At 62.6% G+C, this 25,028-nt stretch carries 16 protein-coding genes; 8 read left to right on the top strand and 8 right to left on the bottom strand.

The window, feature by feature from the left end:
- Positions 1-102: 102 nt before the first annotated feature.
- From HY852_RS10615 to HY852_RS10605, 3 genes are read left to right on the top strand one after another with little or no spacing between them, the layout of a single operon-like run.
- Complete coding sequence (locus HY852_RS10615; RefSeq protein WP_367116357.1) at positions 103-3,534, top strand: adenylate/guanylate cyclase domain-containing protein; 3,432 nt, start codon at positions 103-105, stop codon at positions 3,532-3,534.
- A gap of 57 nt (positions 3,535-3,591) precedes the next feature.
- Positions 3,592-4,041, top strand: coding sequence for a hypothetical protein (locus tag HY852_RS10610; protein WP_291604587.1), 450 nt, complete (start codon positions 3,592-3,594; stop codon positions 4,039-4,041).
- Between the two features lie 43 nt (positions 4,042-4,084).
- Positions 4,085-5,287, top strand: coding sequence for a hypothetical protein (locus HY852_RS10605; RefSeq protein ID WP_291604586.1), 1,203 nt, complete (start codon positions 4,085-4,087; stop codon positions 5,285-5,287).
- Between the two features lie 116 nt (positions 5,288-5,403).
- Here the strand turns inward: HY852_RS10605 and dmeF are convergent, their stop codons facing one another.
- Complete coding sequence (gene dmeF / locus HY852_RS10600) at positions 5,404-6,363, bottom strand: CDF family Co(II)/Ni(II) efflux transporter DmeF (RefSeq protein ID WP_291604585.1); 960 nt, start codon at positions 6,361-6,363, stop codon at positions 5,404-5,406.
- Between the two features lie 192 nt (positions 6,364-6,555).
- On the opposite strand from dmeF, the gene HY852_RS10595 reads away from it, so the two are divergent.
- Both HY852_RS10595 and chrA read left to right on the top strand, forming a co-directional pair.
- Positions 6,556-7,374: a chromate resistance protein ChrB domain-containing protein gene (locus tag HY852_RS10595; protein WP_291604584.1), complete on the top strand. Its 819-nt coding sequence runs from the start codon at positions 6,556-6,558 to the stop codon at positions 7,372-7,374.
- A complete protein-coding gene (chrA, locus tag HY852_RS10590; RefSeq protein ID WP_291604583.1) occupies positions 7,374-8,750 on the top strand; it encodes a chromate efflux transporter in 1,377 nt (458 codons plus the stop codon). Before HY852_RS10595 ends, chrA begins: the two co-directional genes overlap by 1 nt.
- 123 nt (positions 8,751-8,873) lie before the next feature.
- On the opposite strand, the gene HY852_RS10585 is transcribed toward chrA, so the two are convergent.
- From HY852_RS10585 to HY852_RS10560, 6 genes are all read right to left on the bottom strand, one after another.
- Positions 8,874-9,563 carry a response regulator transcription factor gene (locus tag HY852_RS10585; RefSeq protein WP_291604581.1) on the bottom strand — a complete coding sequence of 230 codons (690 nt, stop codon included), beginning with the start codon at positions 9,561-9,563 and terminating at the stop codon, positions 8,874-8,876.
- Positions 9,560-12,283 (bottom strand): sensor histidine kinase KdpD, encoded by a 2,724-nt coding sequence (locus HY852_RS10580; RefSeq protein ID WP_291604580.1) that lies wholly within the window; start codon positions 12,281-12,283, stop codon positions 9,560-9,562. Before HY852_RS10580 ends, HY852_RS10585 begins: the two co-directional genes overlap by 4 nt.
- Positions 12,284-12,326: 43 nt before the next feature.
- Positions 12,327-12,929, bottom strand: coding sequence for a K(+)-transporting ATPase subunit C (locus tag HY852_RS10575; RefSeq protein ID WP_291604579.1), 603 nt, complete (start codon positions 12,927-12,929; stop codon positions 12,327-12,329).
- A 112-nt stretch (positions 12,930-13,041) separates the two neighbouring features.
- The gene (gene kdpB / locus HY852_RS10570; protein WP_291604578.1) at positions 13,042-15,159 is read right to left on the bottom strand and encodes a potassium-transporting ATPase subunit KdpB; all 2,118 of its coding nucleotides are present in this window, start codon (positions 15,157-15,159) and stop codon (positions 13,042-13,044) included.
- A 24-nt stretch (positions 15,160-15,183) separates the two neighbouring features.
- Positions 15,184-16,887 carry a potassium-transporting ATPase subunit KdpA gene (gene kdpA / locus HY852_RS10565; RefSeq protein ID WP_291604577.1) on the bottom strand — a complete coding sequence of 568 codons (1,704 nt, stop codon included), beginning with the start codon at positions 16,885-16,887 and terminating at the stop codon, positions 15,184-15,186.
- 129 nt (positions 16,888-17,016) lie between these two features.
- Positions 17,017-17,106 (bottom strand): K(+)-transporting ATPase subunit F, encoded by a 90-nt coding sequence (locus HY852_RS10560; RefSeq protein ID WP_291604576.1) that lies wholly within the window; start codon positions 17,104-17,106, stop codon positions 17,017-17,019.
- Positions 17,107-18,024: 918 nt separating this feature from the next.
- Here HY852_RS10560 and HY852_RS10555 point away from each other — a divergent pair.
- The 3 genes from HY852_RS10555 to HY852_RS10545 all read left to right on the top strand — a co-directional run bounded on the left by HY852_RS10555 (position 18,025) and on the right by HY852_RS10545 (position 21,792).
- Complete coding sequence (locus HY852_RS10555; protein WP_291604574.1) at positions 18,025-19,677, top strand: amidase; 1,653 nt, start codon at positions 18,025-18,027, stop codon at positions 19,675-19,677.
- 636 nt (positions 19,678-20,313) lie between these two features.
- Positions 20,314-20,949, top strand: a complete 636-nt coding sequence (locus HY852_RS10550) for a DUF1326 domain-containing protein (protein ID WP_291604572.1) — start codon at positions 20,314-20,316, stop codon at positions 20,947-20,949.
- A 138-nt stretch (positions 20,950-21,087) separates the two neighbouring features.
- Positions 21,088-21,792 carry a DUF2182 domain-containing protein gene (locus tag HY852_RS10545; protein ID WP_291604571.1) on the top strand — a complete coding sequence of 235 codons (705 nt, stop codon included), beginning with the start codon at positions 21,088-21,090 and terminating at the stop codon, positions 21,790-21,792.
- Positions 21,793-22,819: 1,027 nt separating this feature from the next.
- Here HY852_RS10545 and parC read toward each other — a convergent pair.
- Positions 22,820-25,028, bottom strand: a 2,209-nt coding sequence (gene parC, locus HY852_RS10540; protein ID WP_291604570.1) for a DNA topoisomerase IV subunit A, incomplete at its 5' end; no start/stop codon positions are given.

Here is a 25,028-nt window from a genome sequence, read left to right as displayed (position 1 = left end):
ACGTCCAGAAGTCGACCTGGACAGCCCGCATCGAAAGGCGTGCTAACCTCTGCACATCACGGGATTTTCGGACCATCTCCTTACGCGCATTCGAAACAGTACATGCTTCTTGTCGTCGCGCCTGCCAGGCGATACCCTCCGATCGCCGCGCATCGGAGTCCAGCGACACACATGCGATGTCCCATTTGTCGGCACGAAAATCGCTCGGAAGCGAAATTTTGCGAGGAATGTGCGACGCCTCTAACGCGCGCATGCCCGCGATGCGGAACGCAAGCCTCGCCTGCTGCGAAGTTCTGCTCTGAATGCGGTAACATCCTCGCGTTCGGCGACCAGGCACAACTTTCCCGCTTTGCGTCACCAGGAAACTACACTCCAAAACATCTAGCAGACCGCATTTTGACTTCGAAGAGCGAATTCGAGGGCGAAAGGAAACAAGTCACCATACTATTTTCCGACATTAAGAGCTCAATGGAATTGATAGCGGAGCGCGACCCGGAGGAGGCTCAACAGATCCTTGATCCCATCATCGAGCGAATGATGGAGGCCGTCCACCACTACGAGGGAATGGTCAACAGAGTCATGGGAGACGGCGTGATGGCGCTGTTTGGCGCACCCGTTGCCCACGAAGATCACGCTGTGCGGGCCTGCTACGCCGGACTGCGCATGCAGGAAAGGATTTCTCAGTATGCGATCGAGGCGCGCCGGCTGCATGCGCTCCCGGTGACTTTGCGGGTCGGAATCAACTCTGGCGAGATTGTGGTCTCGTCGATCGGAAATGATCTCTTTGTCGATTTCACAGTCGTGGGTGAAACAGCCCATCTCGCAGCACGCATGGAGCAACTCGCGATTCCGGGAACGGTTCTGACAACCGCGAATACGTTCCGGCTGGTGGAGGGGTATGTCGAAGCCAAGCCCCTTGGCCTGGTATCGGTGAAAGGGCTTGGCCACCCGATCGAGGTCTATGAGGTCACAGGGGGCGGCGCTGAGCGCACGAGATTGCAGGCTGCCGCCTCCCGAGGCCTCACTCAATTTGTGGGCCGTGACCTTGAGAAGACCCAACTGCGGCAGGCGCTGGAGGAGGCACGTGCGGCGCACGGGCAAGTCGTCGCGGTGGTCGGCGAACCGGGAATCGGCAAGTCGCGGCTGATTCACGAGTTTGTTCACTCGAACGACACAGACGGCTGCTTGCTACTGGAGACCAACTCGGCGTCCTATGGTCACTCGGCATCATATCTGCCGGTCACGGAGCTCCTCAGGAATTTTTACTTTCAGATCACCCATCGCGACAACGCGCGGTCAATTCGCGAAAAAGTAACGACCAAGATACTGAATCTCGATCCTTCTTTGGAATACATCATCCCGCCCATGCTGGATTTGCTCGATGCGCTCGAGGCGGAACATCCATTTCAATCTCTCGATCCGATCCAGCATAGGCAGTTCACGTATCAAGCGATCACTCGACTGTTGCTGACTGAAAACCTCAGGCAGCCCGTAGTCGCCGTATTCGAAGACCTTCACTGGAACGACTCCCTCACGATCGGGCTGTTGAACGAACTGGTCGTCGACGCCCGCGACGCTCGTTTACTGCTTATCGTGAGCTACCGACCCGAATACCGGGACCAATGGGAAGGACGTCCGGGCTATCGCCAGCTCAGGCTCAATCCACTCCCATCAGAAGACGTATCGGAGCTTCTTCAGGGTTTGCTCGGCTCTGAACCCGATCTGATTCCCCTGAAGAACTTCATCCTTGGCCGCGCCGGCGGCAACCCGTTCTTTGTCGAAGAGATCGTCCGAGCGTTGATCGAAACCAACGCTCTGGAAGGCACCCGCGGCAAGTATCAACTCGTGAGGCAGATTTCGGAAACCGAAGTTCCGCCGACCGTGCAGGCTGTACTTGCCGCGCGCATCGACGCACTGACGACTGCCGAAAAGCGGCTTTTGCAGGATGCCGCCGTCATCGGCCATGACGTGCCCTTTGCGCTGCTGCACGCGACATGTGGAATGAAAGAAGACGAGGTTCGAGGTCTGCTCGCCAATCTGCAGGCTTCCGAATTCCTCTATACCACACAGCTCTTTCCCGACATCCAACTCACCTTTAAACACTCGCTTACTCATGACGTGGCGTACTCGGGTCTTCGCCACGCACGAAGGCGCGAAATGCACGAACGCGTCGTGCAAAAGATGGAAACAATCTATCGAGACCGCATCGACGAGCAGGTTGAGCGCCTGGCTGACCATGCTTTGCGCGGGCATCTCTTCGACAAGGCCGTGCAGTACCTGAGACGCGCCGGAGCAAAGGCGACAGACCGTGAAGCCTACCCTGAAGCCGTGGTTCTGTTTGAAAAGGCCCTGGAGGCCCTCTCGCATCTCCCCGACGATCAGGCCCACCTGGAACAGGCAATTGATCTGCGTTTCGATCTACGGAACGCCCTTCAACCACTGGGAGATCGAAAGCGGATTGCAAGATACTTGGACGACGCCGAACAACTGGCGGACCGGCTCAATGACAAGCGACGCATGGGGTGGGTTCAGTCATATTTCACCGAGCAGTTCTGGATGTTGGGTCGCTACGCGGAGTCCGCTGCGGCCGGCGAGCGAGCACTAAACGCCGCAAGGGAGCTCAACGATGTGCCGCTTCATGTGGTTACGAATCTGCCCCTGGGACTGGCGTACCACACGCGCGGCAACTATGCGGCTGCGAACAGATATTTCGGATGGAACGCCGAGAACTTGAAGGGTGAACTGGCTGGCGAGCGCTTCGGCATGTTCGTCCTGCCATCAGCCTTCGCGCGCAGCTTTATCGCCTGGGGCTTGGCCGAAACCGGTGAATTTGCGGAGGCCTACACCGTTGGAGAGCAGGCGCTGCAAATTTCGGAAGACCACAATCACCCATTCAGCATCGGCTACGCGCACCTTGGTCTGGGTGTGGTCGCCTTGCGTCAAGGCCGCTTCAGACGTGCAGTTCGATCGTTTGAACGCTCATTGGCGGCCGGCGCATTTGCGGACAGCCCCGTGGGGTTTGCCTACGTATCCCTTCATCTTGGCTATGCGCTTACGTTTAACGGCCGACCGAGTGAGGGAATCTCGATTCTTGAGGAAAGCATCAGGATCGCAGAGACAAGAGGCTTCGCCGCCCGGCATTCGCTTCGACTCGCGTATGTCAGCGAGGCTTACCTTCTTGCAAACCGAATTGAGGATGCTCTGGCTGCCGGCTCGCGAGCACTTGCACTCGCACGCGCGCATGAGGAAAGCGCCAACGAGGCTTATGCGTTAAGGGTTCTTGGCGAGATCGAAAGGCGGAATGGAAGGATGGTCGAGTCCAGGTCGCGGTTCGATGCCGCCCTGAGGCTTTCGCGGGAGATGGGGATGCGGCCGCTCGAAGCGCATTGCGACCGCGCTTTAGGCCAGATTCTCGAAGCAGAACGGCAGCACGAAGCTGCCGAGGCTTTTCGCGAAAGGGCGACGACGTTGGCTCGCGCGATGAGCATGCACTTCTGGGGGGAGCCGCTTGTGGACTCCAGCACGAGCGAGTAGATTTTACAGGGGCAGCGGGCTTAGCGATTTTGACTGAATGAATATGGGAGATTGATCATGGATGAGGCTGCTGCGCTTATCGCGATCCACACCCTACGAACCAGTCCGGTCTACCAGCAGGCAGAGAGAATACGACGGAAGACCGATGGCGGAGCCGCAACGATGGCCAAGGCTGCGGACGACACGGATGAGGCTGCCGCCCTTCACCTTCTGGTGAGCACATGGGAGACGATCGCCACGATTCTGGAAGGCGTCGAAAACAAGGACCGGATTTTCGAAGTTACTCCGGTCTGCCACATGCACAGGAATCTGAAGGATTCGTTTTCCGAGCTCGGCCTCAAGCACGCAAGGCTCAGATCTGCAGATGAGTTCAATGTCCCCAATGGGGGCTACGGCGCAAAGTTTTCAAAGTTGGCCAATGACTATGACAACTGGCTCTTAGAGAAGCAAAAGAGCGCACAGTACATTAGCGGCGCCTGTGACGGCATGTATGCATGCTTCGGATAGGCTGACGTCGGAGAAGAGACTCGATTCGCGTCTCTCGCTGTGGATGCTGCGTCCCTATCTCGATCTGACCGCGGTCGAGATAGGGCCGCTTCACGTCCAATGCATCGAAGAGGGGTGGAGCGCATTTGCCAGTGAAGGCAGGCCGTACTTTCTGCCGCAGCGCGCGATGCCACCGGGATTTCGCATCCAGTTGGGCGAAGAGGCTGGCGCACCTTATGCGCTGAGCGATCCACGCGAACTGCCTGGACGATTTCGCAGCGACCGCTGGACGCTGCTCTGCGGAGCACTTGACAATTGGCGCGACCTTGGCCGCGATCGCCAATCTCGCCTCGCCTCTTTTCTGCATTCCATGTGCCTGTATCCCCTCTTGCTCACCTTGATTCCCGAGTCGGGGGGTACGGCGAACTCGACCGACGCCAACGACATTCACCTGATGTTCTGGCGAGCGTCAGCCAATTTTCTGGGCAAGCAGCTGAAACGCGCCTCCACCTATCAGGTGGAGGATATGGTGCCGTTTCAGCATATCGCCCTCAATGCTCTCGAAGTCGTTCCTGTCGGGTTCAACGCGGTCGCAAAGGTATTCGTTCAAAAGGCCAAGACGGGCGCGACGGTTTCCGAACTGATGGAATGGGGGACTTTATTCGAAAGAGCCATCTCAACGGCGTCGGCCGGAATGGATGAATTTGATCGGCATCTTTACACAAGTCGTTTCTACCGAGGGATGGGTTTTCTGCCGCAGCGGCAGAACGACAAGCGCGAAGTGGGCCGGTTAATGGACCTCGCCGAGGTTCATGCAAGAAGCATGAGGCCGACGACCACCGCTCAATCGGTTTTGTTCCGGGAGAATATGCATGCCCTCCTTGAGAGCCGAACCAAGGAGGCCCTATGGGTGGGCCACGGAGACTTGGCTCTCTCAAGAGCTTTGCAACTCGTGGAAATCGACCCCTTCGATTCGAAAGCATGGACCGAGGTTGGCCAGGTAAGATACTTGAGGGAAGAGTGGCGCGACGCGTCCGAAGCCTATGCGGTTGCAGCGATGCTCGGGCCTCCAGCGAGTGCGGTCGGGCGGTATATGGCTGGAGCGTGTCTGCGCAAGCTGGGACTACAGTTGGTCCCGGCGCTTTTCTTTAGAGACGTGCTTGAATTGGACCCGCTCGGGATTTCTCCACGTATGGCGATTCAGGATCTACCCGAGATCGAGGTCCTGAAGGCGCTGAAGTGTTGGAGCGATGCGATGACCGAATAAGGTCGCGCATAAGAAACGTCGGACTACCCGCAGCCAGGCGCCTCCTATCGAGTTCCTCTTGTGCGCAGAGTAGTTGGCACGCTGCAGGGGAAAGCACGTCAGACTAGCCCCACTCCCTAATCCGAGCACTTCTCCACCTCAACCGTGACGTGGCTGAGGCCTTTCAGCCCGCGCAGGCGCCTCTTGTAGACGGCAGGTTCCTTCGGGTGATCGGAGACAAGCGAGATCACCGCGGCGCGGTGGCCGGGGCCGACCTGCCACAGATGCAGGTCGGTGACACGCTCCTCGCCGGCCTCGAGCCGGGCGCGAATGACGTTTTCCAGTTTCTCGTCGGCCCTGACGTCGAGCAAAACGGCGCCGGCCGCCCTGATCAGGCCGACGGCCCAGCCCGCAATGAGCACGCTGCCGACGAGGCCGACGGCCGGGTCGGCCCAGACCCAGCCCGAATGCATCGCCAGGAGGAGGGCCGCGATCGCGAGCACCGAGGTGGCGGCATCCGACATCACATGGACATAGGCGGCGCGAAGGTTGTTGTCGCGGTGATGATGGTGGCGGTGATGATGATCGCCCTTCTCTTCATCATGATCGTGGTCCTGCGCATGGCCGTGGTGGTGATCGTGGCTTTCGCGCAGCAGCCAGGCACTGACGAGATTGACGGCAAGACCCAGCGTCGCCACCGCAATCGCCTCGCCAAAGGCGATCGGAACGGGAGAGATCAGTCGCATCACGCTCTCATACGCGATCTGGATCGCAATGATCCCCAGGATGATGGCGCTGGAAAACGCGGCGAGGTCGCCGAACTTGCCGGTGCCGAAAGTGAAGTGCGAATTGCCGATGTGCCGGCGCGCAAAGCGATAGGCGAAGGCCGCGATTCCCAGTGCAGCGGCATGGGTGGCCATGTGCCAGCCATCCGCGAGCAAGGCCATCGAGCCGAACAGCATCCCGGCGATGATCTCAGCCACCATCATCACGAGCGTCAGGGCGACGACGAACCAGGTCCGGCGCTCGTTCCGCTCGTGCCTGGGACCCAGGAACACGTGATCATGCGTCCACGGATCAATCGACTGTGAGTGCATCGGCCCGTTCCTCCGCCAACGTCGCCCACAATATAGGCTTGCGGTGGCGCAGTTCCACCGCGCAGGAGGAAAGCGGCGGATTGACAGGCTCGGCCGGTTTCGCTGTAATACAGTTCATGGGGATTGGAGCGATCTCCCCACGAGGCGACATGCCCAAGTATCGCGTCCCGTTTCTTTGCACGAGGGCGCATCATGTCTTCCTTCACGACGATATCTTCCGACAAGCTGGCACGGTTGATCGGCACGGCAAACGCCCCTGCCCTGATCGACGTACGCACCGATGAGGATTTCGCCGCCGACCGGCGGTTGATCCCTGGCGCCTTGAGGCGCGACCACGCACGCGTCCCCGAATGGGGCGGCGATTTCGCAACACGCTCGGCGATCGTGGTTTGCCTGCGCGGCGAAAAGCTCGCCCAGGGTACCGCGGCCTGGCTGCGGCACATGGGAGTGAACGCCGAAACGCTGGAGGGCGGTTTTGAGGCGTGGCGAGCCGCGAAGCTGCCGCTGCTCGACACCACGAAGCTGCCGCCGCGGGATGCCCAGGGCCGCACGGTATGGGTGACGCGCTCACGGCCCAAGATCGACCGCATCGCCTGCCCCTGGCTGATCCGCCGCTTCGTCGATCCGAATGCGGTGTTCCTGTTCGTTGCGCCGTCCGAGGTCGTCGGCGTCAGCGAGCGCTTTGGCGCCGTGCCGTTCGACATCGAAAACGTGTTCTGGAGCCACCGCGGCGCGCTCTGCACCTTCGACGTTATGGTCGAGGAATTCGGGTTGGCGACTCCGGCACTGCTGCGGCTCGCGACCATGGTCCGCGGGGCCGATACCGCGCAGCTCGACCTGTCGCCGGAAGCACCGGGCCTGCTCGCCGCTTCGCTCGGGCTGTCGCGCATGTATGATGATGACCTCGAACAGCTCGAGGCCGGCATGATGCTATACGACGCCTTCTATCGCTGGTGCCGCGACGCCACGACCGAGACTCACAATTGGCCGACCAACAAGGCGAAGGGATGATGGACACCAGGACGGACACGACCGAAGCCGGTCACGGCATCGGCTTCGGCGAGGCTTTTCGGGTCTGGCTGCGGGTCGCGACCTTGAGCTTCGGCGGTCCGGCCGGCCAGATTGCCGTGATGCACCGTATCCTGGTCGAGGAGAAAAACTGGATCTCCGAGGGCCGGTTCCTGCATGCGCTGAACTACTGCATGCTCCTGCCCGGCCCCGAGGCACAGCAGCTCGCGACCTATATCGGCTGGCTCCTGCACCGGACCGCAGGCGGGCTGATGGCCGGCGGGCTTTTCATCCTGCCGGGCGTCATCGCCATCATGGGCCTGAGCTACGTCTACGCTGCCTATGGCAATGTCAGCTTTGTCGAAGCACTGTTCTTCGGCCTCAAGGCGGCCGTGCTCGCCATCGTTGTCGAGGCGGTGGTGCGGGTCGGAAAGCGTGCGCTGCGCAACCGCCTCATGGTTGCGCTCGCCGCCCTCGCCTTCGTGGGCATCTTCTTCTTCGACGTGCCCTTCCCGGCGATCATCATCGGCGCGGCTCTCATCGGCTATTTCGGCGCCAGGAGCGGCCGGCCCGAATTTGCTGCGGTCGGCCACGGCGGCAACGACACCGCGGCGATCGACAGCATGCTCGGCGAGGCCGTACCGGCCCATGTGCGTCCCGATACGGCGCGCGCGTTTCGGGTCGGCGCCATGTGGCTGACGCTCTGGCTGGTGCCGGTCGTCGCGCTCCTGGTCGCTTTCGGTCCCACCAACGTCTTCAGCCAGATCGCTCTGTTCTTCAGCAAGATGGCGATGGTGACCTTCGGCGGTGCCTATGCCGTGCTGGCCTATGTCGCCCAGCAGGCGGTCGAGCATTATCATTGGCTCGACGCGCGCGAGATGCTGGACGGCCTCGGCATGGCCGAGACCACGCCGGGGCCGTTGATCATGGTCCTGCAGTTCGTCGGCTTCATGGCTGCCTACCGCGACCCTGGCGGACTGTCGCCGATGCTCGCCGGCACGCTGGGCGGACTGCTCGCGACCTGGGTGACGTTCACGCCGTGCTTCCTGTGGATCTTCCTCGGCGCGCCCTATGTCGAGCGGCTGCGCGGCAACAAGGGACTGGCGGGCGCTCTGACGGCCATTACCGCGGCGGTTGTCGGCGTGATCCTCAATCTCTCGGTCTGGTTCGCGCTGCACACGCTGTTCCGCGAGACGTTTCCGGTGCGAACCTTCCCGTTCTCGTTCGATATGCCCGTTTATTCCAGTGTCGACGCTGCCGCGCTCGCCCTGGCAGTTGCCGCAGCGACGGCGATCTTCCGCTTCAAGCTCGGCATGCTCACGGTACTGGCGGGCTCGTGCGCGGCCGGCATCGCGTTGCGACTCCTCGGCCTGATCTGAACTGTGAAGCGGCAGGCTATCCTTTTCGTGCGGGATGTCGCGCCGGAACAGCAGATCGGGCATCGACCGATTGGCCAAAGGTGGAGTCACCTCGTCTGCCAATTTCTGCTGGGGAGACTGCACTCAATCTGGGCTGCGCAGACGGTAGCCCACCCCGGTCTCGGTCAGGATGAATTGAGGTCGTTCGGGATCGGTTTCGATCTTCTGGCGGAGCTGGCGCACGTAGACGCGCAGATATTGCGCATCAGTCAATTCGTCCCAGAGTTCCTTCAATAGGAAGCGATGGGTCAGCACCTTGCCGGCGTGCTGTACCAGCACGCGCAAGAGCTCATATTCCTTCGGTGACAATTTCACTTCGCGCTCGCCAACTTTGACGATGCGACGCACCAGGTCGACCGAGAGATCGCCAGTGCGAAATACCGGGCGCTCGCCCTTGACCTGCAGCTGGTGCCGCAGCGCCGCGCGCATCCTCGCCAGCAGTTCGTCCATGCCGAACGGCTTGGTCAGGTAATCGTCGGCCCCCAAGTCGAGCGCCTGGACCTTGCCGACCTCGTCGCCGCGGCTCGACAGCACCACGATCGGCACGCTCTCGTTCCGCGCCCGGATCATGCGCAACAGCTCGTGCCCCTGAATGTCCGGCAGGCCGAGATCGAGGATGATCAGCGCCGGATCCTCGGCGAGCTTTTCCAGTGCGAGTTTGCCGTTCGACGCTTCGAGGATCTCGTAGCCCTGCGTGGTGAGCCCCATCCGCAGCAGTTTGCGGATCGGGGGCTCGTCGTCGATGACCAGAACCTTGATCGGCGTTGCGGTCATGCGGCGGTATCCAAGGCGCTGGTTTGCACTGGCACCGGTAAGCGGATGGTCAGCACCGCGCCACTGCGGTCGACGCGGTTGGCGGCCATGATCGTGCCACCCATCGCCTCGACGAACCCGCGCGAGATCGCCAGCCCAAGGCCGGTTCCCGGGCGGACATGGTCGCCCTTCTGCACGCGGTAGAACTTGTCGAACACGCTTTCCAGCTCCGCCGGTGGAATGCCCTCGCCCTCGTCCGCCACCTGCAATACCACGTGATTGCCATCGCGCAGGCTGCGGATCGAGATCGTGGAGTCGGGCGGAGAATATTTCGCAGCGTTGTCCAGAAGGTTGAACAGCACCTGCTCGGACAGCACGGCATCGACCTCGAGCATCGGCAGGTCGGCGGCAAGCTCGAGGGAGATCTTGTGGCGGATGAGGATCTTTCCGGCCCGCCGCAGCGCGCTGCCGACGATCTCGGACAGATCGTGCAGCGCCGTCTTCGGCACGATCGCGCCCGATTCGAGCCTGGTCATGTCGAGGAGGTTGGCGATGAAGCGGTTGAGACGCTCGGACTCCTCGATCACGGTGGCGAGCAGGTCGCGCTTCTCGGTATCCGACAGCGCGCCGGAAAGATCACGCATGGTCGAGGCCGCCCCTAACACGGAAGCGAGCGGCGTCTTGAGGTCGTGCGAGATCGAGGTCAAGAGCGCCGAGCGCAGCCGTTCCGACTCCACCGTGCGCCTGACCCGATCCATGTCCTCGACCAGCAGCACGCGCTCGATCGCAAGCGCGCCCTGGTCGACCAGCGCGTCGAGCAGGCGCCGCTGGTCCGGCGTCAATAGCGGCCCGGTGCGGTCGTTGTCGATGCCGATCACGCCGATGGCGCCTCTGCCGGTGCGCATGGGCAGGAACAGCCGCTTGGCGCCGGGCAGCGTATCCGAGCCGCGCCCGGCCGGACGATCATTGTTCCCGGCCCAGTTGGCCGCGGCAAGATCGGCCTCGTCGAGTTGGTCCTCCGGCGGGTAGCCGGCCTTCACAGTCAGCACGCCGTCTTCCGGCAGCAGCAGCACGACGCGCACCTTCAGCATCAAAGCGATCTGGTAGGCCGTCGCCCACAGCACGTCATCCAGCGTGGCGGTGCCCGCCAGCTTGCGGCTGAAGGCATAGAGCTGCTCGGTCGTGCGGATGCGGCTGATCGCGGTATCGGCCTGGGTGCGCACCCGTCCCGCCACGTTCGAAACCAGCATCGCGACCACCATGAACAAGACAAAGGCGGCGATATTGGTCGGGTCGGCGATGGTGAAAGTGTAGATCGGCGGCATGAAGAAGAAGTTGTAGCAGAGCGATGCCGCGACCGTGGCCAGCAGCGACGGCCACAAACCATAGCGCACCGCGACCGCCACCACGGCGGTCAAGAGCACGAGATCGACGTTCTCGATGCCGAACCAAGGTTGAATCAGTTGGGCGACGCCGAGACCGACCGTTACGATCCCAAGCGCCTTGAGATAGAGCCGCACGTCGAACGGCTCGGGCCGCGCCGCGGTCTGCAGCGCGGTCTTCGGAGCCGGCCCGCCAGACAACTCGTCGCCGGAAATCACGTGCACGGTGATGTTGCCCGCCCGGCGCACCAGGTCATGCACGACGGAGCCGCGCGTCAATTCGAACCAGCGCGAGCGCGTCGACTTGCCGAGGACGATCTGCGTGACGTTGTTGGCTTGCGCGAAACTGACGACGTCGTCGGCGATGCGGCGACCGACGCCGGGAATGGTCAGTGCCTCCGCACCGAGGGATTCGGCCAGCCGCAGCGTGTCGGCCAGCCGATCGCGCTGCTCGTCGGAGAATTGCAGGCTGCGCCGCGTCTCGATGCTGATCGCGGTCCACGGCGCGTGCAGGCGGTCGGCGAGCCGCTTGGTGTAGCGCACGAGCCCCGTTGCGCGCGGATCTTCGGACACGCAAACCAGGATGCGCTCGCCCGCCGCCCACGGGCCCGCGATTGCATTGGCCTGCATGTGCGTCAGCAATTGCTCGTCGACCCGCTCGGCGGTGCGCCTAAGTGCGAGCTCGCGCAGCGCAGTCAAGTTTCCTGGCGAGAAATAATGCTCCAGCGCCCGCTCGGCCTGCTTGGGCACATAGACCTTGCCTTCCTTCAGGCGCTGGATCAGGTCGTCCGGCGTAAGGTCGATCAGCTCGATGGCGTCGGCGCGATCGAAGATTGAATCCGGCACGGTCTCGCGCACCCGTACATGCGTGATCTGCGCGACCACGTCGTTGAGGCTTTCGATGTGCTGGATGTTGACGGCAGTATAGACGTCGATGCCGCGGTCGAGCAGCTCCTCGACGTCAAGATAGCGCTTCGGGTGGCGGCTGCCCGGCGCATTGGTGTGGGCGAGTTCGTCCACGAGAGCAAGCTGTGGACGCCGCGCGATCAGCGCGTCGAGGTCCATCTCCTCGATGGTCTGGTCGCGGTATTCGAGCTTCTTGCGCGGGACGACTTCGAGCCCGCGGAGCAGCGCCTCGGTCTCGGCGCGGCCATGGGTCTCGACAACGCCGACCACGACGTCAACGCCGGTCTTCTTCTTGGCATGCGCGCTCTGCAGCATCTCATAGGTCTTGCCGACGCCGGGTGCGGCGCCGACAAAGATCTTCAGCCGGCCCTTGTGGCCCTCCTCGCGCCGGGCCGCTTCCAGGAGGGCCTCCGGCGAGGGACGCTTTTCAAGGTCGCGCAGCTGATTTGCCATGATCCATTATAATCTCCGCTAGCCCGCCTCGCCTAGCTCGCCTTCATCTCGAAGCTGCGTCGAGCGCAAGGTTGAGCGCCAAGACGTTGACCCGCGGCTCGCCGAGCAGACCTAGGAAGCGGGCTTGGATGTTCCTGGTGACGAGGTCCCGGACCTGTTGTTCGGGCAGATTCCGGGCCTTTGCCACCCGCGGCATCTGGAAGAGCGCCGCTTCCGGCGAGATGTCGGGATCGAGCCCGCTGGCGGAAGTGGTAACGAGATCGACCGGCACGGGGCTGGACGGATTTTCCGCTTTCAGCTTTTGCACATCCTCCTTCACGCGGTCGTTGAGCGCCGTGCTGGTCGGGCCGAGATTGGAGCCCATCGAGTTCGCGGCGTTGTAGGGCGCGGATACCGTCTTGGCGGACTCAGCCGGGTCCGGCCCGGTCGTCGCCGACGGCCGGCCATGGAAATATTTGTCGTCCTTGAACTCCTGCCCGATCAGGGCGGAGCCGATGACCTTGCCGTCCCTCTCGATCAAGCTGCCCTGTGCCTGCTTCGGAAAGATCACGCCGGCAATCCCGGTCATCGCCAAGGGATAGATCAGGCCAGTGATGACGGTGAGCGCCAGCAGCAGCACGATGGCGGGACGAATTTCTCTGAGCATGATGGTGTCTCCTAATCTGTCCCGTCATTTCGAGCGAAGCGAAGCATTTCAGACATGGAGCCGCAAAGAAGAACTGGATTGCTTCGTCGCTTCGCTCCTCGCAATGACGTTCTCAAGCCAAGTGCAAGGCGGTGACGACGGTGTCGATCGCCTTGATGCCGATGAAGGGAATGATGATGCCCCCCAGGCCATAGATCAAAAGGTTGCGCCTTAGCAGTGCGCCGGCACCGATGGCGCGATAGGCAACGCCTTTCAGCGCCAGCGGAATCAACCCGATGATGATCAACGCGTTGAAGATGATCGCCGACAGGATGGCGCTCTGCGGGCTCGCGAGCTGCATGATGTTGAGGACGTTGAGCTGCGGGTAGAACGCCAGGAACATCGCCGGGATGATCGCGAAATACTTCGCGACGTCATTCGCAATCGAGAACGTCGTCAGCGCGCCGCGGGTCATCAACAGCTGCTTGCCGATTTCGACCACCTCGATCAGTTTGGTCGGGTTGGAATCGAGGTCGACCATATTGCCGGCCTCGCGCGCCGCCTGCGTGCCCGTGTTCATGGCGACGCCGACGTCGGCCTGGGCGAGCGCAGGGGCGTCATTGGTGCCGTCCCCGCACATCGCCACCAGCTTGCCCTTGGCCTGCTCGTTGCGGATCAGCTTGAGCTTGTCCTCCGGCGTGGCCTGCGCCAGGAAATCATCGACGCCGGCTTCGGCCGCGATCGCCGCTGCGGTCATGGGGTTGTCGCCGGTGATCATGATGGTGCGGATGCCCATGCGGCGCAGTTCGGCGAAGCGCTCGCGGATGCCACCCTTGACGATATCCTTGAGCTGCACGACGCCGAGCAGCCGGCCATCCTTCGCCACCGCCAGCGGCGTGCCGCCGGCCTTGGCAATCTCGTCGGCAATGGCGTTGATCTCGCGCGCTACGTCCGAGTTTCCAAGCGGCGGCATTGTCCGCGCGGCATTGCCGGACGCGACCGTCTGCGGGAGCCCGCCGGCGATGTAGTTCAGGATCGCATCGACCGCGCCCTTGCGCACCGAGGTGCCGCCGGCATCGACGCCGCTCATGCGGGTCTGCGCCGTGAATGGAATGAAGGTGGCACTCAGCTCCGCCATGTCGCGGCCGCGGATGCCATGTTTCTCCTTGGCCAGCACGACGATGGAGCGGCCTTCCGGGGTCTCGTCGGCAAGAGACGCCAGCTGCGCGGCGTCGGCGAGTTCCTGTTCGTTCACTCCCCGGACCGGGCGGAATGCGGTCGCCTGCCGGTTGCCCAGCGTGATGGTGCCAGTCTTGTCCAAGAGCAGCGTGTCAACGTCGCCCGCGGCCTCGACCGCGCGGCCGGACATGGCGAGCACGTTGAAACGCACCAGGCGGTCCATGCCGGCGATACCGATCGCCGAGAGCAGCGCGCCGATGGTGGTCGGGATCAGCGTCACGAACAGCGCGACCAGCACGATCACCGAGATCGAGCCGCCGGCATAGGCCGCGTAACTCGGGATCGTCACAGTGGCGAACACGAAGATGATGGTGAGGCCGGCGAGCAGGATGTTGAGCGCGATCTCGTTCGGGGTCTTCTGCCGCTCGGCGCCCTCGACCAGCCTGATCATGCGATCGATGAAAGTCGAGCCCTGCTCTGCGGTGATGCGGACGCGGATCCAGTCGGACAGCACCTGCGTTCCGCCGGTGACCGCCGAGCGGTCGCCGCCGGACTCGCGGATCACCGGCGCGGACTCGCCCGTGATCGCCGCCTCGTTGACCGAGGCAACGCCCTCGATCACTTCGCCGTCGGACGGAATGAGGTCGCCGGCCTCGACGAGCACCACGTCGCCAACCTTGAGGCTGGTGCCCGGCACCAGCCTGTACTGGCGGCCGGAGCCGGTGAGCAGCTTGGCCTGGCTTTCCGTACGCGTCTTGCGCAGCGACTCCGCCTGGGCCTTGCCCCGCCCTTCGGCTACCGCTTCCGCGAAATTGGCGAACAGCACCGTGAACCACAGCCACACGATGATCTGGAAGGTGAAGAAAAGGCCGGCGCCGCCGGTCACGAGATCGCGCAGGAAGATCACCGTGGTCAGCGCGGCCACGATCTCGACCACGAACATGACCGGGTTCTTGATCATGAGGCGCGGATCGAGCTTGACGAAGGACGCGCGGATCGCAGGCATCACGATCTTGGGGTCGAGCATCGCGGACATCGGCATGCGTTTGTTGACTTTATGGACGATTTCCATGGAGGTCACTCCGAAAGGGCCCGATCAGAACAGGTCGCCGGCGTTCATCGCGAGATGCTCGACGATGGGGCCGAGTGCGAGCGCCGGGAAGAATGTCAGGCCGCCGATGATCAGGATCACGCCGACGACGAGGCCGACGAAAAGGCCGCCGGTGGTCGGGAAGGTGCCCATCGACGGCGGAATGGACTTCTTCTCCGCCAGCGATCCCGCGATCGCCATCGCCGGAATGATCATGAGGAAGCGGCCGACGAACATCGCGAGGCCGCCAGTGACGTTGTAGAAGGGAATGTTGCCGGTGAGACCTGCGAAGGCCGAGCCGTTATTACCGGCCTGCGAGGAATACGCATACAGCACTTCCGAGAAGCCATGCGGGCCGGCATTGGCCATCGAGGCCACCGCTGGCGGCAGCACGACGGCGACCGCGGTCCAGCCCAGGATCATCAGAGGCAGGACCAGGATGGCGAGCATCGCCATCTTGACCTCGCGCGCCTCGATCTTCTTGCCGACGTATTCCGGCGTGCGGCCGACCATCAGCCCCGCGACGAAGATGGCGAGGATCACGAACAGCAGCATGCCGAACATTCCGGCGCCGACGCCGCCGACGATGATCTCCCCGAGCTGAATGTTGATCAGCGGGATCATGCCGCCGAGCGCGGTGAAGCTGTCATGCATGGCATTGACGGCGCCGCAGGAGGCCGCCGTGGTGATCACGGCAAACAGCGAGGAAGCGACGATGCCAAAGCGGACTTCCTTGCCTTCCATGTTGCCGCCCGTGAGCCCGAGCGACGTCAGAGTAGACGTGCCGTTGGCTTCCGCCCAATAGGCGACGGTGACGCCGGCGATGAACAGGACGCCCATCACGGCGAGAACTGCCCAGCCCTGGCGCTGGTTGCCGACCATGCGGCCGAACACGTTGGTCAGCGCAGCACCCAGCACGAAGATCGAGAGCATCTGCACGAAATTCGACAGTGCCGTTGGGTTCTCGAAGGGATGCGCGGCGTTGGCGTTGAAGGAGCCGCCGCCATTGGTCCCTAACATCTTGATCGCGACCTGCGAGGCCACCGGGCCGACCGCGATGGTCTGCCTGGCGCCTTCGAGCGTGGTGGCCTCGACATAGTCGCCGAGCGTCTGCGGCATGCCCTGCCAGACGAGGAACAGCGCATAGACGACGCAGATCGGCAGCAGGATGTAGAGCGTGCAGCGGGTGACGTCGACCCAGAAATTGCCGATGGTGCGCATCGAAGCACGCGCGAAGCCGCGGATCAGCGCCACCGCCAGCACGATGCCCGTCGCCGCCGACAGGAAGTTCTGGTGCGTGAGGCCGACCATCTGCGTCAGATAGGACAGCGTGCTCTCGCCGCCGTAGTTCTGCCAGTTGGTGTTGGTGATGAAGGAGATCGCGGTGTTGAAGGAGAGGTCCTCCGCCACCGCAGACATGCCGGCCGGGTTGAAGGGCAGCAACGCCTGCAGCCGCATCAAGCCATAGATGATGACGAAGCCGCCGACATGGAACAGCAGCATCGCGATCGTATAGGTCAGCCAGTGCTGCTCGCGCCTCTCGTCGACGCCGGAAATCCAGTACAGCGCTGCCTCGATCGGGCGCAGCACGGGAGACAGGACCGTGCGCTCGCCGTTGAAGACGCGCGTCATGTACCAGCCGAGCGGCTTGGTCAGCGCGACGATGATGGCGCAATAGAGAATGATTTGGAACCAGCCGATGACGGTCATTGTTCTATCCTTGGCATCAATCCTTGGATCGGCGTCCCGCGCGCAGCACCGCGCGAAGCGTTACGAGCAGGAGCGCGACGAGCAGCGCGTCCGCCAGCAGCAGCTGGCCGAGCAGCAGCATCGCTTTCGTCAGAAACGCTCGGGGCGCAGCAGCGCGTAGGTCAGGTAAAGGAGAAGACCGAGCGACACGGCGCCCGCGAGCGAATAGTCGAACATCATTGTCTTGCTCCTCACAGCCGTTCGCAGGCGTAGGTGTAGGCGATCCCTAGCGCAAAGAAGCCGAAGGCAAGCGCCAGCATCAAAATGTCCATCATGAGATGCTCCTCGTTGCGCCAATGAGGCACAACCATTCCTCAACTTCCGGAAAGCCACTTGCGACGGATCATTGGTGAATTCAGCGCCCGTCTCGGATTTCACGGCGCTCAGGTGCCACTGATGACGTAGGTTTTCGAGAGGGTGGCTGCGGCAAAGTTATAGGAATTTCATAAAGGCGCGCAGGCTGCGGTGCAGTGCAGTTGCGAGCCGAGCCGAATTGGATCGAAACTCCAAGGGTATAGTTGATCGGCTATTGACGCGCGGGCGGGTTCCCTGTGGCAAGCATGACCGACAAAGGCTGTTATGCGGCATCCCTATGTCTTGCGGCGCTCGCTCACTTGCCTCCCGAGGGCAGCGCAAGAGTGAACATGCTTTGTTGACGCGATGGGCCGAGAAGAGTCATCAGCCGCGTGGTTTGAGCGTGAGTGCGTCCCCACGGTCGAGGTGTTCCGCGACGTGGCTGATGAGCGCAGAGCGCGACCGCAACAACGCAAGCTCTTGAAGATCGCCCGTGGCTGCACGATAATCTGGTTGCTGGACGGCACGTCGCTCCGCAGTCCGCGCAAGGATGCCGGAGGCATCCCGTAGCGGCCTTAATCGCCGCAATCGGTCAGTTCGGCCGCGCCTTACGACCTCATGCGGCTGCTGCGCTTCAGCTTGTCCGGATGCAGGGGCTCATTGTGATGTTTGCGGCATGGCACGCCGGCCGCAGCATCGAGGGCCCTCTTAGGATTGTGCGGCTGCCGACCACCAGACAGTCCACGACACTTACGGCGAGCGGTGGATCAAGAAGTCAACCAATAGGTCGAGGGAGGATATGCTATGCGAGCATCGCTTAACTATTCGCGTCGTCGCTTCCTTCATGCCGGCACGACCGGAGTAGCGGCAACAGTCGTCGCTGCGACGACGCCCGTCCGTGCGACGGCCGCGCCGGGCGTCCAGGCGCCACCCCCAGCGGCAACGGCGCCGCGAATTCTGCGCAAACCACCGCTCTCCGAGCTGGAGCGCATCGCCGGATCCTACCACTTGAATCTCAGCCGCGACGATCTGACCTCGTTTCGCAACCTCATGGACGGCGTGCTCGCGTCGTACCGTCGCCTGGACCAGTTCGCGGAGCCGACGTTGGCGGTGAAGTACCCGCGGGAAGCGGGGTTCCGTCCACCCGCCTCGGATAATCGGCTCAACGCCTGGTACTGGAGGTGTTCGATCAAAGGCGCAACGTCGGGGCCTCTCGCGGGAAAGAAAATCGCCATCAAAGACAATGTGTGCGTCGCCGGCATCCCGATGATGAACGGTTCCAACGTGCTGGAGGGCTATGTCCCCGACGTGGACGCGACCATCGTGACCCGCATCCTTGACGCCGGTGGGGAGATCATCGGCAAGGCCGTGTGTGAGCATCTTTGCTTCTCGGGCGGAAGCCATACCTCCGACACCGGGCCCGTGCTCAATCCGCACGATCCGAAGCGATCTGCCGGAGGCTCCTCCAGCGGCAGCGCCGCGCTCGTCGTCGCCGGTGAGTGCGACATGGCCATCGGGGGCGACCAGGGAGGGTCGATCCGAATTCCCAGTTCTTTCTGCGGAGCGGTTGGCCACAAGCCCACTCGAGGGCTTGTGCCATACACAGGCGTCTTCCCGATTGAATTGACGCTTGATCATACCGGGCCCATTGCCCGTACCGCCGGCGATGCCGCCCAGCTTCTCGAGGTACTGGCCGGGGCCGATGGCCTCGACCCGCGCCAACCCGCGGGACTGCGTACGGAGGCGTACACAAAGCAACTCACCGGACATGCGCGCGGGCTGCGGATCGGGATCGTCAAGGAAGGCTTCGGCTGGCCCAATTCCGAGCCCGACGTCGACGCCATGGTACGCGAGGCGGCGCAGCGCTTGGCGCGAGCGGGGGCGACCGTGAGCGAGGTATCGATCCCCCTGCATCGCGACGGCATCCACATCTGGAACGCTATCGCCGTCGAGGGAGCCACGGCGCTGATGGTCGCCGGCAACAGCATGGGAACCAACTGGCAGGGACACTACACAACTTCGCTCCTGGACTTCTACGGCCGGAGCCGGCGGGTGCGCGCCAACGACCTTTCGGAGACCGTCAAGCTCGTTGTCCTGCTCGGCCAGTACATGCAGGACAACTACCAGGGGCGCTACTACGCCAAGGCTCAAAACCTCGCGCGGGTGCTGCGCGCCGCTTATGATGAGGCGCTAAGCGGCGTAGATCTGCTGCTCATGCCCACTCTACCTTTGAAAGCCACGCTGCTCCCGGCCCCGGACGCAAGCCGCGAGGAGTACGTTGCGCGGGCACTCGAAATGATCTCCAACACTTGCCCGTTCGACGTCACCGGCCATCCTGCCGTCTCGCTTTCGGCAGGCATGTCGGCAGGGCTCCCTGTCGGCGTGATGCTGATCGGACGGCACTGGGAGGACGGCACCGTGTTGCGTGCGGCTGACGCGTTCCAGATCGTCGGGTAGACGGCAGCAGCGTGCCGGCTAGCAGCAACGCCGGCCTCCACTGCTGGGAAAGAGGCCCGCGAGCGATATGTCGCGAGCCTCTGATCCGTCGACGATATTGCCCCTCATAACCGCGTAGGAGGATGAAATTATCGCTCGTCTACTATGTTGGTCGGAAGCCCGGACGCTGCGCCTGTCGAAAACTTTCGGGAAAGTCGAGACGACCAGCAATTCCAAGTTCGTCCGCTTCGGCTCACGCTCTCCGGTCTTGGCCGATGCAGGTCACTTCCGGTCCACTTCAGACAGCCGACACGCAGATAAGCATTGGTCTTGGTCGGTATCGGCCCAAGACCAGACATTTCAGGATGACCGATGCACATCGCAATGCGGTCCTGTGGGAAACTGGGTGCCGCAATGCTAGGTTCGTCGCACGAAAAGTACGTGACCGACGGACGACCATAAGCCAGAATTGTTGACCTAACAGATTGCCAAGACGTTTTCGGCGGTACTTCGCGAAGCTCAAAACGACTTCAGCCCACGTGGCGGACTCTTTGTCGCTCTCTGTTCGACGGGCTGGTGCGCGCACTGGATCACTTCCACCGCCTGTGGCAAAATCGAACCTCCTTCATCAGCTATCGTCAGAACTGGAGGATTGCCATGGCCTACGTCGATTGGATGATCAAGGGACCGGAGCTAGGCACCTGCAACTGCGACTGGGGATGCCCCTGCCAATTCGATGCGCGGCCGACAAGAGGCAACTGCCGCGCGGTCGTAGCCCTGCGCGTCGACGAGGGTCATTTCGGCGAGGTCCGGCTGGACGGACTGAAGACCGCCACGATCCTTGCCTGGCCGGGAGCGATCCATGAGGGGCACGGCGAAGCCTTGGCCATCATCGACGAGCGGGCCGACAAACAACAGCGCGAAGCCCTCCTGAAGATCCTGACCGGGCAGGAGACCGAACAGTTCGCGACTATCTTCAACGTTGTCGCGGCAATGACCGAGACCTTCCACGAGCCGCTGTTCGCGCCGATCGAGTTCGAAGTCGACCAAGAGAAGCGCAGAGGCCATTTCTCGGTCGCCGGAATTATTGACGTCAAAAGCGAGCCGATCCGCAATCCTGTCACCGGCGAAGAGCATCGCGCCAGGGTCGTGCTGCCGCACGGCTTCGAATATATCGAGGCGGAATTTGCGAGTAGCACGGCGAAGACCATGGGCACGATCGAAAATGACTGGACTGGCCGCCACGCGCATTTCTGCATGCTGCACATGGGGCCAAACGGGGTCATACACTGAGCACAGGCTTTGACAGGCAGTGCGCTTGAATCCGTCCTGAGGCGCGACAGGCTCGTTGCAGCGAGCCTTGCCGGCTTCTGCCTGCTGTCTTGGCTCTTCTTGATCCATCTATCGCTGCAGATGGAGACAATGGAGGGTATGGCAGCGCGGATGATGGGGATGCCGGTCGGGGACGCCGCGTCGACGATGCTCGGCGCCGCTCTGAGTCCGGGAGCGGCGGCGCTTGCGGATGCAACAGTCAACTTCTTCCTGGTCGCGCTGATGTGGGTGGTGATGATGGTCGGCATGATGATGCCGAGCGCGGCGCCGACAATCCTGCTCTTCTCGGCGTTGGAGCGTAAGCGGACTGCGACGGACCGGATCGCCTCCTTCGTCGCCGGCTACTTCGCCATCTGGAGTGCATTCTCAATCGCCGCGGCGGCGGCGCAGACGGTGCTGTCGCACACTGGCCTCATATCCATGCAGATGGCGACGACGAGTGCCGTGCTTGGTGGCACAGTGTTCATCGCGGCGGGGCTCTTCGAGTTCACGCCGCTGAAGGAGCGCTGCCTCGTGCATTGCCGGTCGCCGCTCGAGTGGATCCCGCGTCACATGCGCCCGGGCCAATTGGGAGCGTTCCGCATGGGCGTGGAGCACGGCGCCTACTGCGTCGGCTGTTGCTGGGCGCTGATGCTCCTGCTTTTCGTGGGTGGCGTCATGAACCTGATCTGGGTGGCGTTCCTCGCGACTATTGTGCTTGTGCAAAAGGTGCTGCCAGGCGGAGTTACTCTCGCCCGGTTTGCCGGCGTCGTCCTCGTTGTCTGTGGCATCGCCCTCCTTGCGCGGCCGCTGATTTTTGCCTGAATTTGCTCTTGAGCCTGTGAGTCAAGACCGCTTCGACCTCATTCCGAAATGCCTGATCCGCCGTTATCGCTTCAGGCATGCGCGTAGCCGGAGTACCAGAGGGGTGAAGTCCGCCTCCGATCAAACACGGAAGTCCTCCGCCTGAGCATGAACTTCGGCTTTGTCCTGGAAAGCGAACATGCCTCGGCTAAAGCGATTTGGCCCCGGTTGCCTCCGCCCTCTGCCCGACAGGCAAATCGCTCCAAATCCCGTCAAGCCCCCGCCGCAAAAATATTTCTCTTTTACCGAATTCGGAATTGGCGTATAGGCCTCGTGTCTCACCCGTCAAAGGGGCGGTTCGCGGTCGTCACGAAACGCGGTGTGGGATGCGGTGGACGCGGGCGTCGGCGCGCATGGCAATCGCAGGGCGGATCAAACCGTGAGCGATCTGCGTCGCGCAGGACGAACGGCGCTGCAGCGTACGGCAAAACCGTGTGGTCCTGGCACCCGTTGCTGGTGTCAAGCTTGCGGAGGCGACATCGCCCAACCGGGTCGATGTCGTCGTCAATCCGCAAGCGACGGAGGCAAGAGGAATTCGTCTCCGGGGAGAGCTCGGCATAAGCCGTAAAGCCACTGCGCAGGGAAGGCCGGGATGTCTCGGCTGCCCTGTGGTTTTCCCGCTGTGCATTTTGCGCAGAGCCTGCGCACAGCGGGCCACGGGTGCCAGCCGGCACCCGGTCTTCCCTGCACCCTCTGTCAGATAAGAGGGTGAGGAGATCACGCAAAGCTCGGACAGAACATGCCGCGAGAATGCGGAGTCGTGTCTCATGACGTCATTGCGAGGAGCGAAGCGACGAAGCAATCCAGAACGTATCCGCGGATGCAGTCTGGATTGCTTCGCTTCGCTCGCAACGACGAAGTGGCGAGATCTTTCGCTCCGCTCGCAACGACGATGTGAATGCAGGGGGCGGCGCTTTGCGCCGACCCGTTGGCAGAAATGACAGTGTTCATCCCCACCATCTGAAGGGGCGCCAGCTAAATGACTCCCCTACTCGATCACGCGCCCGAACTTGTTCGACTTCGGGAAACCCTTGGGAGGCAGCCGGCCGGCATCGGCGCGGTTGCCGCGCCAGTCGGCCAGTTCCTTCATGGTGGCGCTGAACTCGCGCCCCGCCGAGTCCTTCCAGCTCAGGCCGACCTTGGAGTCGAACACGGCGACGTCGGAAAGTCCTCCATCGCGGTATTTCTGCAGACGCACGCCGCGGCCTCGCGCCATCTCCGGCACCTGGTCGAGCGAGAAGACCAGCATCTTGCGGTTATCGCCGATCACCGCGACGGTATCGCCGGCGACGGTCGTGATCACGCGCGCCTCGTTCGGCATCTCGACGTTGAGGACCTGCTTGCCCTTCTTTGTCGTGGCGACGCAATCGTCCTCGTTGACGACGAAGCCCTGGCCCTCGTGGCTCGCGACCAGGAACTTTCGCCCGCCTTTGTTGACGAACAGCGCGACGGGCGCAGCCTCCTGCTCCATGTCGATGAACATGCGGATGGGCTCGCCGTGGCCACGGCCGCCCGGCAGCTTGGCGACCTCCAGCGAATAGAATTTGCCGTTGGTGGCGAACAGCAGCAGCTTCGATGTCGTCTCCGCAAAGAAGGCGAATCCGAGCTTGTCATCCTGCTTGAAAGCAAGGCCGGAGAGATCGGCAACCTGCCCCTTGAGCGTTCGAATCCAGCCCTTGTCGGAGACCACGACGGTGACCGGCTCGCGCTCGACGAAGGCCTCCTCGATCGCGGCAAGATCATGCTCGGGCGCGTCGGCGAACTGGGTGCGCCGTTTGCCGAGCGGCGTCTTGGGCCCGAACATGTCGCGCACCTTGCCGACCTGCTCGCCGACCTTCTTCCACTGCTCCGCCTCGGAGGCGAGCACCGCCTTGACGCCCTTCAATTCGTTGCGAAGGTTCTTGTCCTCGGTGCGGATCTCCATTTCCTCGAGCTTGCGCAAGCTCCGCAGGCGCATGTTGAGGATGGCCTCGGTCTGGACTTCGGTGAGCTTGAACGCCTTCATCAGGGCCGGCTTCGGCTCGTCCTCGGTCCGGATGATCTTGATCACCTTATCGATGTTCAGATAGGCGATCAGGAAACCGCCGAGCACCTCCAGCCGGTTCTCGATCTGGGCCTTGCGGTAGTTGGTGCGGCGTACCAGCACGTCGCGCAGATGGTCGAGCCATTCGCGCAAGCACTCGGCAAGCCCCACCACCCTGGGCACGCGGCCCTTCATCAGCACGTTGAGGTTCAAGGGAATGCGGCTTTCGAGCTCGGTCAGCCGGAACAGCGACTCCATCATCAGCCCGGGATCGACCGAACGCGACTTCGGCTCGATAATCAGGCGGACGTCCTCCGCCGATTCATCTCTGACGTCGGCGACCAGCGGCAACTTTCTCTCATTGAGGAGCTCGTGGATCTTCTCGACCATCCGCGATTTCTGCACCAGCCATGGGATCTCCGTGATCACCACCACCCAGGTGCCCCGTGCGCCCTCCTCCTGTTTCCATTTGGCGCGGACGCGGAACGAGCCGCGGCCGGTGGTGTAGGCCTCCGCGATCGCCTCTTTAGAATCGACGACGATGCCGCCGGTCGGGAAGTCCGGGCCCTTGACCCATTTCAGGAGCGCCTTCGACTTCGCTTCCGGCTTCTCGATCAGGTGCAGCGCGGCCTCGCACAGTTCGGCGGCATTGTGCGGCGGAATGGAGGTCGCCATGCCGACGGCGATGCCCTGGGCGCCGTTGGCCAGCAGGTTCGGGAATCCGCCGGGCAGGACAACCGGCTCCCTGGATTGCCCGTCATAATTGGAACGGAACTCGACTCCGTCCTCGTCGATGCCGTCGAGCAGAAGCCGCGCGACGTCGGTCATCCGCGCTTCGGTGTAGCGGTAGGCCGCCGCGTTATCGCCATCGATATTGCCGAAGTTGCCCTGGCCGTCGACGAGCGGATACCGCGAGGAGAAATCCTGCGCGAGGCGGACCATGGCGTCATAGATCGCCTGATCGCCGTGCGGATGGAACGAACCCATCACGTCGCCGACGATCTTGGCCGATTTCTTGAACCCCGAGCCGGGGTCGAGCCGCAACAGGCGCATGCCGTAAAGGATGCGGCGGTGCACCGGCTTGAGCCCATCGCGCGCATCCGGCAGCGCGCGGTGCATGATGGTGGACAGCGCGTAGGCGAGATAGCGCTCTTCCAGAGCCTCGCGCAGCGGT

This window comes from Bradyrhizobium sp., from assembly GCF_016213215.1.
Taxonomy (GTDB): domain Bacteria; phylum Pseudomonadota; class Alphaproteobacteria; order Rhizobiales; family Xanthobacteraceae; genus Bradyrhizobium.
Note: the sequence above shows the minus strand (reverse complement) of the source record. Positions and strands in the feature narration are given on the sequence as shown.